The organism is Ensifer sp. NPDC090286 (genome assembly GCF_044769565.1).
GTDB lineage: Bacteria > Pseudomonadota > Alphaproteobacteria > Rhizobiales > Rhizobiaceae > Ensifer.
On sequence record NZ_JBIVYF010000001.1, the window covers coordinates 1,993,961 to 2,007,845 of the forward strand.

Annotated in this window: 14 protein-coding genes; 2 read left to right on the plus strand and 12 right to left on the minus strand. The window is 63.9% G+C overall.

Annotated elements, in window-relative coordinates:
- Nucleotides 1-47: 47 nt before the first annotated feature.
- The 9 genes from ACIQUG_RS10075 to speB all read right to left on the minus strand — a co-directional run bounded on the left by ACIQUG_RS10075 (nucleotide 48) and on the right by speB (nucleotide 8,101).
- Nucleotides 48-827: a carbon-nitrogen hydrolase family protein gene (locus ACIQUG_RS10075; protein ID WP_402320377.1), complete on the minus strand. Its 780-nt coding sequence runs from the start codon at nucleotides 825-827 to the stop codon at nucleotides 48-50.
- The gene (locus ACIQUG_RS10080) at nucleotides 824-1,624 is read right to left on the minus strand and encodes an ABC transporter permease (RefSeq protein ID WP_402320380.1); all 801 of its coding nucleotides are present in this window, start codon (nucleotides 1,622-1,624) and stop codon (nucleotides 824-826) included. The genes ACIQUG_RS10075 and ACIQUG_RS10080 overlap by 4 nt, the downstream gene beginning before the upstream one ends.
- Nucleotides 1,621-2,475 (minus strand): ABC transporter permease, encoded by an 855-nt coding sequence (locus ACIQUG_RS10085; protein WP_402320383.1) that lies wholly within the window; start codon nucleotides 2,473-2,475, stop codon nucleotides 1,621-1,623. The genes ACIQUG_RS10080 and ACIQUG_RS10085 overlap by 4 nt, the downstream gene beginning before the upstream one ends.
- Entirely contained in the window at nucleotides 2,472-3,509 is a 1,038-nt protein-coding gene (locus tag ACIQUG_RS10090; RefSeq protein WP_402320386.1) for an ABC transporter ATP-binding protein, read from the minus strand. Before ACIQUG_RS10090 ends, ACIQUG_RS10085 begins: the two co-directional genes overlap by 4 nt.
- 118 nt (nucleotides 3,510-3,627) lie before the next feature.
- Entirely contained in the window at nucleotides 3,628-4,707 is a 1,080-nt protein-coding gene (locus ACIQUG_RS10095) for a PotD/PotF family extracellular solute-binding protein (protein ID WP_205237987.1), read from the minus strand.
- Nucleotides 4,708-4,780: 73 nt separating this feature from the next.
- Nucleotides 4,781-5,428, minus strand: coding sequence for an amino acid ABC transporter permease (locus tag ACIQUG_RS10100; protein ID WP_402320390.1), 648 nt, complete (start codon nucleotides 5,426-5,428; stop codon nucleotides 4,781-4,783).
- Complete coding sequence (locus tag ACIQUG_RS10105) at nucleotides 5,425-6,093, minus strand: amino acid ABC transporter permease (RefSeq protein ID WP_034798866.1); 669 nt, start codon at nucleotides 6,091-6,093, stop codon at nucleotides 5,425-5,427. The genes ACIQUG_RS10100 and ACIQUG_RS10105 overlap by 4 nt, the downstream gene beginning before the upstream one ends.
- Nucleotides 6,094-6,152: 59 nt before the next feature.
- On the minus strand, nucleotides 6,153-6,947 hold the full coding sequence (locus ACIQUG_RS10110; protein WP_402320394.1) for a transporter substrate-binding domain-containing protein: 795 nt from the start codon (nucleotides 6,945-6,947) through the stop codon (nucleotides 6,153-6,155).
- Nucleotides 6,948-7,039: 92 nt separating this feature from the next.
- The gene (gene speB / locus ACIQUG_RS10115) at nucleotides 7,040-8,101 is read right to left on the minus strand and encodes an agmatinase (RefSeq protein ID WP_402320397.1); all 1,062 of its coding nucleotides are present in this window, start codon (nucleotides 8,099-8,101) and stop codon (nucleotides 7,040-7,042) included.
- A 223-nt stretch (nucleotides 8,102-8,324) separates the two neighbouring features.
- On the opposite strand from speB, the gene ACIQUG_RS10120 reads away from it, so the two are divergent.
- Both ACIQUG_RS10120 and ACIQUG_RS10125 read left to right on the plus strand, forming a co-directional pair.
- Nucleotides 8,325-9,371, plus strand: coding sequence for a LysR substrate-binding domain-containing protein (locus tag ACIQUG_RS10120; RefSeq protein WP_205237986.1), 1,047 nt, complete (start codon nucleotides 8,325-8,327; stop codon nucleotides 9,369-9,371).
- 17 nt (nucleotides 9,372-9,388) lie between these two features.
- Complete coding sequence (locus ACIQUG_RS10125) at nucleotides 9,389-10,567, plus strand: aminotransferase (protein WP_402320401.1); 1,179 nt, start codon at nucleotides 9,389-9,391, stop codon at nucleotides 10,565-10,567.
- 95 nt (nucleotides 10,568-10,662) lie between these two features.
- Here the strand turns inward: ACIQUG_RS10125 and ACIQUG_RS10130 are convergent, their stop codons facing one another.
- The 3 genes from ACIQUG_RS10130 to ACIQUG_RS10140 all read right to left on the minus strand — a co-directional run bounded on the left by ACIQUG_RS10130 (nucleotide 10,663) and on the right by ACIQUG_RS10140 (nucleotide 13,881).
- Nucleotides 10,663-11,553: a DMT family transporter gene (locus ACIQUG_RS10130; protein ID WP_402320404.1), complete on the minus strand. Its 891-nt coding sequence runs from the start codon at nucleotides 11,551-11,553 to the stop codon at nucleotides 10,663-10,665.
- Nucleotides 11,554-11,696: 143 nt separating this feature from the next.
- Nucleotides 11,697-13,130 carry an aldehyde dehydrogenase family protein gene (locus ACIQUG_RS10135; RefSeq protein WP_402320407.1) on the minus strand — a complete coding sequence of 478 codons (1,434 nt, stop codon included), beginning with the start codon at nucleotides 13,128-13,130 and terminating at the stop codon, nucleotides 11,697-11,699.
- A gap of 16 nt (nucleotides 13,131-13,146) precedes the next feature.
- Nucleotides 13,147-13,881, minus strand: coding sequence for an MBL fold metallo-hydrolase (locus tag ACIQUG_RS10140; protein WP_402320410.1), 735 nt, complete (start codon nucleotides 13,879-13,881; stop codon nucleotides 13,147-13,149).
- Nucleotides 13,882-13,885: the final 4 nt, after the last annotated feature.

Genomic DNA, 13,885 nt, shown 5'->3' on the forward strand with positions numbered 1-13,885 from the left:
CCCATCAGCGCTGTCGTCGCTGAGACGCAACTGCAGTCGGCGCCCGCTCAACGGCGATTGAGATCGCCGAGATAGGTGTTTTCAAGGCGGGAGATTGCGTAGGTCTTGGGGTCGATGTCGACGAGGAGCACGGCCTCCTGCCCCGATCCCGCTTTGGCGAGCAGCTGCCCGTCGGGTGCTGCAATGCGCGACAGCCCGGCGAAGGAGAACAGCGGGTCCGAACCACAATGGTTGATATAGGCGACGAACACCTGGTTCTCGAAGGCGCGCGTCTGGATCATGTGCTCGGCGATGAAATCGCCGGACCAACCCGCCGGCAGCGCCGTCGGCACCAGCACGGCTTGCGCCCCGGCGAGCGCCAGGCGCCGGACGTTTTCCGGAAACTCGACATCGTAGCAGATCAGCATGCCGCAGGTGACGCCGCGGTGCGCGAAAAGCCGGGTCGATGGTTCCGGCGCGCGGAAGATCGAACGCTCATAGTCGCCGTAGAGGTGGGACTTGCGGTAGACGACCGGTGCGGCATTGCCATCGACATAGACGGCGCTGTTATAGACGTCGCTGCCGTCGCGCTCGGCAAAGCCAGCGATGAGCGCAATGCCGGTTTCCGCCGAAATCGCCTTGAGGCGCTGAACGATCGCACCGTCAGGCGCTTCGGCGAGTGCCGTCAGCGCTTCTCCGGCGCCGTAGCCGGTGACACCGAGCTCGGGCGTCAAAAGCAGTGTCGCCCCTTGGGCCGCGGCTTCCGCCGCCGCGCGGGCAATGCGGTCGAGATTGGCGGCGACGTCACCCGCCGCCGATTGCATCTGGAGGGCAGCGAGCTTCATCATTTTCCATCCGACGACATGGCGCCCAGCAGCTTCGGCAGGTCGCCGAAACGGGCGACGAGGCTGAAGATCACCGCGGCGGTCGTGACGAAGAGAACCGTCACCGAGGCCATGGTCGGCGTATAGCCGTAGCGCAGCGCATTGAAGATCTTGATCGGCAGCGTTTCCACCGTGAAGCCGACTGTCATGTAGGCAACGATGTACTCGTTGAGCGACAGCACGAAGGCGAAAGCGTAGCCCGATACGATATAGGGCAGGATCAGCGGCAGCACGACGGTGCGGAAGATCGTGCGCTCATCGGCGCCCATGGTCGAGGCCGCCTCGACGAGAGACCGGTCGATCGAGGTGAAGCCGAGCGAAAGGGTCACGAGCGGCAGCGTCACGAAGAAGATCGCGTGGCTGACGACGGCCGTCCACGGCTGGCCGTAGAAGCCGACGGTCGCCCAGAAGGTGAGCATGCCGAGCGCGGTGATAACCGGCGGCAGCGTGAACGGTGCGACACCCAGAAGCTGGAAGATGTTCGCCCAGGGCGCGATGCGCCGCCACAGGAACCAGGAGAGCGGCAACGCGATTGCGACGGCAAGCGCTGCCGAAAGCACCGCCAGCGTCACCGAGGCGAAGAGCGCATTGCGCCATTCCGGATTAAGGAAGATCTCGCCATACCAGGAGAGCGAAAAGCCCTGTGGCGGAAAGGCGAGCGTCTGCTTCTCGTTGACCGAAACGCCGGCAACGACGATCAGCGGCAACGACAGGAACAGGCCGATCAGGAAGAAATAGACCTTGCGGAAAATCGAGGTCATGCCGCTTCTCCCTTGCGTCCGGCAATCACGGTGAGCGCCACCAGCCCGAGCGTGACGAGCACGAGGAAGACGGCCATGGCGGCGGCGAACGGCATGTTCGACTGGTAGATCGCCTGGTCGGTGATCAGCACCGAAAGCGTCCAATGCTGCGGCCGACCGAGAAGCTGCGGCAACAGATAGGAGCCGAGCGCGAAGATGAAGACCATGATCAAGGTGGCGGTGATGGTGTTTCGCAGCGCCGGCACGACCACGGTGAAGAAGGCTCGAAGTGGCGAAGCGCCGAGTGTGCGGGCGGCCTCCGTCAGCGTCGGGTCGAGGCGGACGAGCGCAGGGAAGAGCACGAGCACCGTATAGGGGAAGGCCTGGTAGACCATGCCGGTCAAGACCGCCCCGAAGCTCGGCGTCAGCGCCTTGGCTTCCGCCATGATTCCGAGCGCGACGAGAATATTGGTGATCCCTGCCGTGCGCGAAAACAGCGTCGACCAGGCAAAGCCGATGATGACTTCCGAGAGCGACAGGATCGACAGAAGCGCCACCAGCCAGACGACCTGCACCTTCCGCGCCATGCGCGTCAGCATGTAGGTGAAGGGCAAGGCGAGCACGACGCAGCAGATCGCGACGATGACGGCCAGCATCAGCGAAAAGCCGAGCACGCCGCCGAAGAAGACCGAGAGGAAGCGGGCGTAATTGTCGAAGACGAAGGCCGGCGTGTAGAAGCCGCCCTGCTGGCGCTGGAAGAAGCTGACGGCAATCATCGTGCCGAAAGGCACGACGAAGAAGATCGTCAGCATCGCTGCGGGAAAGAGGAGCGGCAGATAGTCGCCGAGGGTCTGGGGCGGTTCGCGTCTCATTTCTTCAGCACCACGCAGACATCGGGGGTGAGCGCGATGCCGACCTCCTGGCCGACCGAAACGTCGGGCCGGGCGCGCGGCGTGGAGACGGCGACGATCTGGCGGCCGGCGATGTCGAGGAAGGTTTCGATCGTGCCGCCGAGATCGCGCACGAAGGTGACCTTGCCGGTGAGCGCACCGGCGCCAGGCGCCGTCAGGTGCACGTCTTCCGGGCGAACCGACAGCGTGCCTTTGTTGGCTCCAGCCGGCAGGACAAGGCCCGGCACGACCTGGCCCAGCACTTCGGCACGGCCGGCGCTGTCGGCCTGGACCTCAAGCAGGTTGGTCTGGCCGATGAAGTCGGCAACGAAGCTGTCGGCCGGGCGGCGATAGATCTCGATCGGCGACGCGGCCTGGCGGATCTCGCCGCCGCTCATGACGACGACGGTATCGGCCATGGTCATCGCTTCGCGCTGGTCATGGGTGACGACGATAGTGGTGATGCCGAGCTTCTGCTGCAACTGGCGCAGTTCCACCTGCATCGCCTCGCGCAGCTTGGCGTCGAGCGCCGAAAGCGGCTCGTCAAGTAGGAACAGTTTCGGCGAGATCGACAGCGCCCGCGCGATCGCCACGCGCTGGCGCTGGCCGCCCGAGAGCTTGGCGACCGGCCGGTCGGCATAGCCAGAGAGATGGATCATCGACAGGAGTTCGTCGACGCGCTTCTTCTGGTCTTCTTTTGCCGCACCGCGGATGCGCAAGGGATAGGCGATGTTTTCGCCGACGGTCAGGTGCGGAAACAGTGCCAGCGACTGGAACACCATGCCGAGATTGCGCTTGTGCGTCGGCACGCGGGTGATGTCCTCGCCGTCGAGCCGGATCGCCCCACCGGTCGGCAGATCGAGACCGGCGATCATGCGCAGCAGCGTGGTCTTGCCGCAGCCGGATGGTCCGAGCATGCAGACGAAGGTGCCGTGCGGCACGGTCAGGTCGACATTGTTGACGGCCCTGAAGGCTCCGAATTCCTTGACGACGTTTTGAAGGGCAAGTCCGGACATTGTTTCTCCGCGGGAAAGGCCCCTCCGCCTCATGGGAGGGGTTCAGGCGGGGAGCGGCTGAAGGCCCCTCCCCGTCGTTACGCTTTGGCGCTCCCCGGCAAGCGGAGAGCAGTCGGGATCAGCCGACGATCAGCTCGGTCCACTTCTGGTTCAGCCAATCCGACTTGGTCTGGTAGAGATCGTAGCGCGGAATGATCGGCTCGATGTCCGACGAAACGGCTGCGAATTCCTTGTCGGTCAGGTCCGTGACCTCGCGCTTGACGGTCGGCGACGTGCCGACTTTCCGTGACAACGTCGCCTGGATCGAGGGCTGGCACATGTAGTCGATGAAGATATGCGCTTCCTCCGACTTCTGCGAGGCGCGCGACAGCGCCCAGCAACCGGAATCCTGGATGCCGCCTTCCTTCGGGAAGGTGGAACGGACCGGATGGCCGTCGGCAGCCGCAAGGCCGGTCACGTCGTGATAGTACTGGCCCATCGGGATTTCGCCCGACTTCAGCGACTGCTCGAACTGCGCTTCGTCGCGGTACCAGAGGCGAACGTTCGGCTTGACTTCGGCCAGCTTGTCGAAGGCCTTGAGCAGACCCTCTTCCGTGTCGAGCGCATTGGTGCCGCCCATGAAGGTCTTGGCCGTCACTTCGAGCAGGAACGAGTTGGAAACGAGCGCCAGCAGACCGAGCTTGTCGGCATTTGCCGGATCCCAGAAGGCGGACCAGGAGGTCGGCGCTTCCTTGTAGACGTCGGTGTTGGTCACCAGCGTGATGTACCAGGAGACGGCGCCGATGCCGGCGATGCGGCCATCCGGATACTTGTTGACGAAGCGATCGAGCAGGTTCGAGGCGTTCTTCATCTTCGCGGTGTCGAGCGGGGTCCAGAGTTCGGTGGACTGTCCCTTCAGCATCGCCACCTGCGACATCATCGAGACGTCAGCCGGCGCCTGGCCGGCGCGGGCAGCCTGCTCGAGCTGGACGAGCCAGGCTTCACCGGTCGGCTCGGCGATCGATTCGACGGCAATACCGGTTGCCTTGGTGAATTCCGGGAAGATGTTCTTGTCGAACGAGGTTTTGAAATAGCCGCCATAGACGCCGACCTTCAGCGACTTGTCCTGCGCGCGCAGGACCGACGGCATCGCCAGCATGGAGGCACCGGCAAGGCCGGCGCCGAGCAGCGTGCGGCGCTTGATGGAAGTGGTGATCATTCGCGTTCTCCTTTGTTCCGGCGGTGATCCGCCTTGTTCCCTGTTCTGTTTGATTTCTTGCACATTTTCAGTCTCAGTGCGCGGCTGTTTTGCGCTCCAGCATGCGCGAATATTGTGTCAGCGGATAACACAACACGAAGAAGATCACCGCGACCAGCCCATAGACCGTGAAAGGTTCGAAGGTTGCATTATTGATCGCATTCGCGGTTCTGAGAAGCTCTTCGAAGCCGATGATCGAGGTGAGCGCCGTGCTCTTGATCAACTGCACGAGAAAGCCGACGGCCGCCGGCCGGGTGATCGCGAAGGCCTGCGGCAGGATGACGAGCCGCAACTCTTGCAGACGATGGAGTCCGAGGCTCGCACCGGCGTCCCATTGACCGCGCGGCAACGCTTCCACCCCGCCGCGCCAGATTTCGGCGAGATAGGCGCTGGCATAGAAGGTGAGCCCAAGGGCGGCGGCTGTCCACGGCTCGATGCGGAAACCCAGCATCGGCAGGCCGAAGAACATCAGGAACAACTGCATCAGGAGCGGTGTGCCCTGGAAGAGCGCGATATAGCCGGAGCCGAAGCGCCGAGCCCAGCGGCGCTCGGAAATGCGTGCGGCGAGGATCATCAGCCCCACGGCCGCACCGCCGGCAAAAGCAACAGCCGACAGCAGGATCGTCCACCGCGTGGCGAAGATCAGGTTACGCAGGATATCCCAGAAGGTGAACTCGATCATGACACGCCCGCTCCAAGCACGCGGCGACCGCCGGCGACGAACAGCCGCCGAAGCGCCATCGACAGACCGAGATAGATCAGCGTGACGACGAAATAGGTCTCGAACGAACGGAAAGTGCGCGCCTGCAGCAGGTCCGCCTCATGCGCCAACTCGCGCACCGCGATCTGCGAGACGACGGCCGATTCCAGCATCATGATGATGACCTGGCTGGTGAGCGCCGGGAAAATCACCTTCAGCGCCTGCGGCAGGATGATCTTGACGAAGACCTGGCGCGGCTTCAGCCCGAGCGCAAACGCCGCCTCGCTCTGCCCCTTCGGCACCGCATCGAGACCCGCACCGACGATCTCGGTCGTATAGGCCGCCATGTTGAGCGTCATGGCAACGATGGCCGCGACGATCGGGTCGAGCCTTATGCCGAGGCTCGGCAGGCCGAAATAGATGAAGAACAGCTGCACCAGGAACGGCGTGTTCCTGACGACCTCGACGTAAACGGCCACCGCCTTGCGCAGGACGCCGTAGCGGCTGCGGCGGGCGGCGGCAAAGAGAATGCTGATCAGGATGCCGAGCACCGTGGTGCAGGCGATCAGGAACACGGTCATGGCCGCGCCATGGGCGATTGCGCCCGCGGCGTCCTTGAGCCAACCGAAGCTGAGGCCGTAGCCCATCGTCGCAACCTTTCCTCAAGCGGGCCGCGAGGGGGCTGCCCCCGCGGCCTCCGAGCTTGTTAGTCCTTGAGGTTGTCGGGGTTGAGCGGCGTCTTCAGCCAGGCCTCCGAACTCGCGTTCAACTTGCCGTCCGAGAGCATTTTGGCAACGGAGTCGTTGACCGCCTTCTTCAGGCCATCCTCGCTCTTGTTGAGGCCGATATGCGACGGCGAGGTCAAAAGCTGGAATTTCTGTTCCGGCTTCAGCGCCTCCTGACGGGCCAGCACCTGGGCGCCGACGTCGTTGCCGACCACCATCAGCTGCGTCTGGCCGGAGATGAAGGCCTGGATGACAGCATTGTAGTTGTCGAAGCGCTGGATGTCGGCGTTGGCCGGCGCCGCCTCGGTGAGCGATGTGTCTTCGAGCGTGCCGCGGTTGACGGCGATGGTCTTCTCGGCGAGGTCCTCCTTGCCGGCGACTTTGAGTTCGGCCGGGCCGATGACGGCGATGTAGTAAGGCGCGTAGGCCGCGGCGAAATCGATCACCTCGGCGCGCTCCTTGGAGAAGCCGACGCTCATCAGGATGTCGACGCGCTTGTCGTTGAGATAGGGAATGCGGTTCTGGCCGGTGACGCTGACAAGGTTGAGCTTGACGCCGAGATCATCGGCGATCTGCTGCGCCACATCGACATCGTAGCCCTTGATGCTCATGTCGGCGCTGGCCGAGGAGAAGGGCGGGAAGTCGGAGAAGATGCCGACATTGATCTGGCCGGCGGACTTGATATCGGCGAGCGCATCGGCCTTGGCGATGCCGGCGGCGGCCCCGAGCATCAGGGCGGCGGCGAAGGCTGTCTTCAGTTTGGTATGGATCGTCATGGTAATTCCCCTACCCGGAAGCTTTGTGATTGTGCAGTCTGGTGGTCGGCCGCCGTTTCCGGTCCGGCAGCCGACGAACCCTTAGTCAGGCCTCAGGCGGACTTGCCGGTGATCGCCGGGCTGAAGACCATGAGGCTCAGGATTTCGAACAGCACCTGCGCACCCGCATGGGCCGTGTTGGTGGTCGAGTCGTATTGCGGCGCCACTTCGACGACGTCGCCGCCGACGAGGTTGATACCCTTGAGGCCGCGGATCAGTTCCAGCACCTCACGGGTCGTGAGACCGCCCACTTCCGGCGTGCCGGTGCCCGGCGCGAAGGACGGGTCGAGGCTGTCGATGTCGAAGGAGAGATAGGTCGGGCCGTCGCCGACGATCTTCTTCGCCTTTTCGATGATCGCGGGAATGCCGAGGCCGGTCACTTCCTCGGCGTGGATGACGGTCATGCCAGACTCGTAGGAGAACTCCCAGAGATATTCGGCCGAGCCGCGAATGCCGATCTGCACCACGCGGGTCGGATCGAGCACACCGTCGAGCACGGCGTTGCGGAACGGACCGCCATGGTGGAACTTGGTGAGGTCGTAGGCGCCGCCGGTGTCGCAGTGCGCGTCGATGTGGATCATGCCGACCGGGCGCTTCTTGCCGACGGCTTTCAGGATCGGATGGGTGATCGAATGGTCGCCGCCGACCGACAGCGGCAGCACACCGGCATCGACGATCTGGTTGATGCGCTTCTCGATGTCGTCATGGCTGAGTTCCAGCCGGTAGCGGCTCTGGAACGGCACGTCGCCGATGTCGGCAACGCGCAGTTCCTGCACCGGCGTGCAGCCGAGCACGTGGTTATAGGGACCGATGCGCTCGATCGTGCGCAGCGCCCGCGGTCCGAAGCGCGAGCCCGGGCGGTTGGTGACGCCGAGATCCATCGGAACGCCGACGATCGCCACCTGCAGATTGCCGAAATCCGGGTTTTCCGCGTCGACCGGCATGTGCGGCGCCGTCAGGAGGGTCGGGATGCCGGAATAGGGTGCAAGCCGCGTGCCGCTCTTGTTGAAGATCTTGTCGGCGACCTTTCGGAAGGTCGGGTCGAACAGCTCGCCGCCGTGGCTTTCGCCATACTTTGCCTTCAGTTCGGCAAGCTTGTTGTCGTTCCAGGCCATCAGTCAATCCTCCGTCTTCCATAGCCTGAGGCATGCGCGCGAAGGCGCCACAGATATCTGTCTGCGGAAGGGGCCGGCTCGTCCGGCGCGTTCATGTTCCCCAGGCGTTTTCGCCTTTGTTGGTGAATATTAGGCGGCAATTCCCCTAGAAAATCAATTGACATTGTTATAGCGTTTCGTGTGAGAAAAATTCACATGATAGCAACCGCCGGATCGTCTCGATTTGTCCAGCCGCCTGCCTCCCTTGAACCCCTTGCGTGCCTTCGAAGCGACGGCGCGGCGGGGCTCCGTTTCGGCCGCCGCCCGCGAGCTCAACGTCACCCATGGGGCGATCAGCCACCAGATCCGGGCGCTTGAACTCTCGGTCAAGGCGGCACTGTTCGAGCGCGGCGGCAAGCGGCTGAAACTGACGCCGCAGGGCGCATTGCTACTGCCGGCCGTCACCCACGCCTTTGCCGAAATCGCCGCGGCAACGGCGGCGATGACGCGGCCGACGACGAGCGGTGAACTGCGTATCACCTGCGTCCCGGCGCTGCTGTCCTTCTGGCTGATCCCGCGGCTGCATCTCTTTACCGAGCAATATCCGGACGTGCGCCTGACGTTGATCGCCTCCAATGACGAGGCCTATCTGCATTCTCCGGATGTCGATGTCTGCCTGATCTACGGTGACGGCAACTGGTCCGGTGCCTGGGCAAAACTCTGGAGCCGGCTGGAACTTTTCCCTGTCGTCAGCCCAACGCTGCTCAACATGCGGCCCTTGCGCTCGGTGCGGGACCTGCGCGACCACGTGATGCTGCATGGCGACGACGGCCGCGAGTGGAACACCTGGCTGGCGGCGGCCGACGCCAGCGACCTGCAGCGCGGACGGCAGCATTTCATGAGCGACGCGCGGCTTTCGACCGAAGCAGCGCTGCATAACCAGGGCGTGGCGCTTGGCGATACGATCACCGCCGGCAGCCTGATCGCGCGCGGCGAGTTGATCGCCCCCTTCGACTTGACGGTGCCCGCCAACGACGCCTTCTTCGTCGCCTGCCGCAACGAGGTGCTGGCGGCACCGATCGTGCGCATTTTCATCGACTGGATGTTCGAAACACTCGAAAGCGACCCGATGCCGGAACTGCAGACATCGGCGCGCACGATTATTCGCAGCCGCACCTCGAAATCCGAGCCGACTGATCGTAAATCGGAGAAGAACGGTTTTCAGCCGGTTTCGGCGCCGAGCCATGCTCGCCGTACCGATCGTCCGCAGAAACGCAAAGCCAAGGCCTAACCCACAGGAAGCCCCCCATGCCGCATTTCAACCCGCTCGTCGAAAAGCTCTCGCCGCCGCCCGTGCCTTCGGTGCTGGCCTGGGCGAAATCCTACGACGGCTCCCGTGGCCCGCTGATCGACCTGTCGCAGGCCGTGCCCGGCTATCCCGCCCACCCGGACATGCTGGCCTGGCTCGGTGAGGCCGCAGCCTCAACCGCCTATACCGGATACGGGGCGATCGAGGGCGAAGCGGTGCTGCGCGACGCCTATGCGGCCCATGTCGCCGCGCTCTACGGTGCTTCGCTTACCGCCGACAACATCCACATCACCTCGGGCTGTAACCAGGCCTTCATCTGCACGGCGATGGCCATTGCCGGCGCGGGCGACACGATCCTGATGACCAACCCCTATTACTTCAACCAGGAAACGACGCTGTCGATGCTCGGCATCAATGTCGAGCTCGTGCCTTGCGATGCCGGCGCAGGCTTCCTGCCTGAAGTCGATGCGATCGCCGCAGCGCTCCACCCCGGCATTCGCGCGCTGGCGCTCGTTTCGCCTAACAACCCGACCGGCGCTGTCTATCCGCCGGAGCTGCTCGCCCGTATCCATGAGGCCTGCCGTGCCAAGGGCGTCTGGCTGATCCTCGACGAGACCTATCGCGACTTCCTGCCGGATGCGTCCGCGGCACCGCACGGCCTGCTCACAACCGAAGGCTGGCAGGAGAGCTTCATCGGCCTCTACAGCTTCTCCAAATCCTTCTGCATCCCCGGCCATCGCCTGGGCGCGATCACCGCCGGTCCCGATGTCATCGAGCAGGTGACGAAGATCATGGACAACCTGCAGATCTGCGCGCCGCGCTCGGCCCAGGCCGCGGTCGCCAAAGCCATCCCCGCACTTGCCGACTGGCGCGAGGGCAACCGCGCCGAGATCGCGGCCCGTGCCGATGCAATGCGCGACGTGATGAGCCGCCTGCCAAAGTGGAAGCTGCAGGCGGTCGGCGCCTATTTCGCCTATGTCCGCCACCCCTACCCGGATATCGACTCGCAGTTCATCGCCGAGAAGCTGGCCAAGCTCGCCGGCGTCGTCTGCCTGCCCGGCGACTATTTCGGCGAGGGCCAGGAAAACTACCTTCGCTTCGCCTTCGCCAACGCGGATGCCGACACGATCCGCCAGCTCGAAGAGCGGCTGGCGAACTTCACGCCGCCGGGTCTCTGAGACTTTGAATGACGCAATTCCGGACGGAAAACCGCTTCACACTTTTCCTGGAATTGCTGTCAGACCCGGACCTGTTTTGAAGAAAGCGCGCGGCATTATCCGCGCCGCGCGATCAGGATACCGACAAGCACGATCGCGCCGCCGATCGCCTGCATCATGCCGACAGGCTCGGCAAGCAGGATCCAGGCAAGGATCGCCGCCACGACCGGCTGCAACAGCAGTGTGAGCGAGGAGAAGGCTGGCGGCAGATAGGCGAGCGCATAGGTGATCGCCACCTGCCCGCCAGCATGACTGACGAAGGCCAGCCCGAACAACATTGCCCAACCGAACGCCGTCGGCGGCAACAGCGTCGGCTCGAACAGGATGGCCATCGGCAGCATGCAGATCGCCGCAGAGGCTGTGCTCCAGATCATGATGCGCACGGTGCTGAAGAGACTGCGCAGCCGCCCGATCGCCAGGATGTAGCCGGCATAAAACATCGCCGCGACGACGGCGACGCCATCGCCGAGCAGATTGCCATCACCCAGCGCCATCGGGCCGCCCTTGAGGGTGATCACACCGATCACAGCCGTCACCAGGCCGACCGCAAACACAACGCTGATCCGCGCCCGGAATAAGAGCCAACTGGCAAGCGTCACGAAGACAGGCGCGAGATTGGCCAGCAACGTCGCATTGGCAACCGATGTCTTGGTCAGCGCATAGTGCCAGGCACCGAGATCGATCGCCAGGAACACGCCGGGCAGGATCAGAAGCGCATATTCCGAGAGCTTTTCCGGCCGCCGCCCGCCGGCGCCCTCGGGGCGAAACCAGGTCCAGGCGAGAAGCGGGATCAAGGCCAGGGCCACACGCCAGAAGGCAGTTGCCATCGGCCCCACTTCCGACAACCGCACGAAGATCGGCGAGCCACCGATCGCAGCGCCGCCGATGAGAAGGGCAGCCATGGCAACGCGGTTATGGGATTGAGAAGCTTGGGTCACGGGAGGCATCCGGAAAGGCGCGGTCTGAGGCGGGAAGCCGACGAGCTACCAGAAGCGGACGGCCGGTGACAGCCCTGTCAGCGCCGAAGCCTGAAAGAAAAACGGCCGCCGCAGATTGCGACGGCCGTCGTTCAAACCGTGTGGCGCTGATTTCAGGCAGCGTCGGGAACGTGGACAGTCTTCACTTCGAGGAAGTCCTCGAGACCGAAGATGCCGCCTTCACGACCGTTGCCCGACTGCTTGTAGCCTCCGAACGGGCTGCCATAGCGGTGCGGCCCGCCGTTGATGTGCACCATGCCGGCGCGCAGGCGCGCGGCGACGCGCTCGGCCCGCTCCGGGTTGCCGGTCTGGACATAGGCGGCAAGGCCGTAATTGGTGTCGTTGGCAACGGCGATCGCTTCCTCCTCGGTGTCGAAGGGGATGATCGCAAGCACCGGACCGAACACCTCCTCGCGGGCGATGCGCATGTCGTTGTTGACGTCGGCAAAGATCGTCGGCTTGACGAAGTAGCCGGTCTCGAAGCCCTCGGGCTTGCCGGCACCACCGACGAGCAGGCGCGCGCCTTCGGCAATGCCGGCCTCGATCAGCGCCTGCACCCGGCCGAACTGGACATGGCTGACCAGCGGGCCGATATGGCTGCCTTCCTGGGTTGGGTCGCCGACTTTGGCCTCGCGGCCGACGCGCTTGGCGATCTCGACCACCTGATCATAGACGCTGCGCTCCACCAGCATGCGGGTCGGCGCATCGCAGGACTGGCCGGAATTGTTGAAGCATTCGAGCACGCTGCCGGTAACGCGATCTTCGAGATCGGCGTCGGCAAAGACGATGTTCGGCGACTTGCCACCGAGCTCCAGCGTCACGCGCTTGACGGTCTCGGCCGCATCCTTGCTGACGGCGATGCCGGCGCGGGTCGAGCCGGTAAACGACATCATGTCGATGTCGGGATGCTTCGACAGCGCCGCACCGGCGTTGATGCCGTCACCGTTGACGAGGTTGAAGACGCCAGCGGGGAAACCCGCCTCATGCACCATTTCGGCATAAAGCATGGCGTTGAGCGGCGTGAACTCGCTCGGCTTCAACACGCAGGTGGAGCCGGTCGCCAGCGCCGGTACCACCTTCAGCGCGATCTGGTTGATCGGCCAGTTCCAGGGGGTGATCAGGCCGCAAACGCCGATCGGCTCGCGCAGGATGACGTCGCCGTTCGGCAGCCGGTCGCGGCTCTTCAGGCGCTTTAGCGCATCGATGAAGCCCTGAAGGTGGCCGACGCCGACATCGGCCTGCTGTTCACGCGTCATGGTCTTCGGCGCGCCAAGTTCCATGGTGATGGTGTCGACCATCTCGTCATAGCGGCGCTTGTAGACGGCAAGCAGCTTTTCGAGCAGCGCCAGGCGTTCTTCGACGCTCGTCCGGCTATAGGCGGCAAAGGCCTTCTTGGCGGCGGCAACGGCCCGGTCGATGTCCGCGGCTGTGCCCATCGAGATCATCGCAACCGGCTTTTCCGTCGCCGGGTTCAGCACCTCGAGATCGTTGGCGACGATGGGGTCCACCCAGGCGCCGTTGATGTAGAACTTGCGTTTGTCGAGCATTCGCTCCTCCTTCCCGTCAGTTTGTCTTTTGTTTTTCAGCGAGCCAGCCCCGGATCAGAACGCGATAACGCTCACCGGAAAAGCTCGGAAAATGTCCGCCGTGAACGATACGCGCGGGTATCTTCAGCAGCCGTTCCATCGACGCCAGGTAGTCGTCGGCATTGGAATGATAGGTGTCCTCGATCAGCGGCCCGTCGTAGAGGATGTCGCCTGAGAACATGATCCCAGTCTTCGCCTCATAGAGCGCGATGCCGCCCGGCGAATGGCCGGGCGTGTGGATCACCTCGAAGACCCGGTCGCCGAGATCGATATGGTCGCCGTCTTCGAGCAGCCGCGTCGCCGGCGCCGCCTTCACCGCGTAGGTGGTCGAGAGATAGGGCTCGGGCGGCAGCGCATCGAAGATCTCGTCGGCCACATAGGGGTCGGCGAGCGTGTTCTTGCGGGTGGGATGCGCCAGAAGATCGGCTTCAGCGGAGTGCACGCAACGGCAGTCGAACTCGTGATGGCAGCCGATATGGTCGAAATGGGTGTGGCTGGCGACGGCATCCAGGGCGCGCTCGGTGACGAGCGGCACCCATTGCCGGAGCGACACGACGCCCATGCCGCTGTCGACGAGCATGTCACGGTCGCGGCCGCGCACATGCCAGATGTTGCAGCGGTAGAATTCCTGGATATAGGGCTCGTCGATGGCGGTGACGTCGTCGTCGAGCCGCCGCACCCGGTACCAGTTCTCAGCGGAAATTCTCTGCATCGTG

What these genes read in the sequence shown, in the direction of transcription:
- speB (WP_402320397.1), bottom strand. Translation starts at nt 8,101, where the DNA reads ATGGCCTGGAACGACAACAAGCTTGCCGAACTGAAGGCAAAGTATGGC.
- ACIQUG_RS10130 (WP_402320404.1), bottom strand. Translation starts at nt 11,553, where the DNA reads ATGCCTCCCGTGACCCAAGCTTCTCAATCCCATAACCGCGTTGCCATG.
- ACIQUG_RS10075 (WP_402320377.1), bottom strand. Translation starts at nt 827, where the DNA reads ATGATGAAGCTCGCTGCCCTCCAGATGCAATCGGCGGCGGGTGACGTC.
- ACIQUG_RS10135 (WP_402320407.1), bottom strand. Translation starts at nt 13,130, where the DNA reads ATGCTCGACAAACGCAAGTTCTACATCAACGGCGCCTGGGTGGACCCC.
- ACIQUG_RS10095 (WP_205237987.1), bottom strand. Translation starts at nt 4,707, where the DNA reads ATGATCACCACTTCCATCAAGCGCCGCACGCTGCTCGGCGCCGGCCTT.
- ACIQUG_RS10110 (WP_402320394.1), bottom strand. Translation starts at nt 6,947, where the DNA reads ATGACGATCCATACCAAACTGAAGACAGCCTTCGCCGCCGCCCTGATG.
- ACIQUG_RS10090 (WP_402320386.1), bottom strand. Translation starts at nt 3,509, where the DNA reads ATGTCCGGACTTGCCCTTCAAAACGTCGTCAAGGAATTCGGAGCCTTC.
- ACIQUG_RS10100 (WP_402320390.1), bottom strand. Translation starts at nt 5,428, where the DNA reads ATGATCGAGTTCACCTTCTGGGATATCCTGCGTAACCTGATCTTCGCC.
- ACIQUG_RS10140 (WP_402320410.1), bottom strand. Translation starts at nt 13,881, where the DNA reads ATGCAGAGAATTTCCGCTGAGAACTGGTACCGGGTGCGGCGGCTCGAC.
- ACIQUG_RS10105 (WP_034798866.1), bottom strand. Translation starts at nt 6,093, where the DNA reads ATGGGCTACGGCCTCAGCTTCGGTTGGCTCAAGGACGCCGCGGGCGCA.
- ACIQUG_RS10125 (WP_402320401.1), top strand. Translation starts at nt 9,389, where the DNA reads ATGCCGCATTTCAACCCGCTCGTCGAAAAGCTCTCGCCGCCGCCCGTG.
- ACIQUG_RS10085 (WP_402320383.1), bottom strand. Translation starts at nt 2,475, where the DNA reads ATGAGACGCGAACCGCCCCAGACCCTCGGCGACTATCTGCCGCTCCTC.
- ACIQUG_RS10080 (WP_402320380.1), bottom strand. Translation starts at nt 1,624, where the DNA reads ATGACCTCGATTTTCCGCAAGGTCTATTTCTTCCTGATCGGCCTGTTC.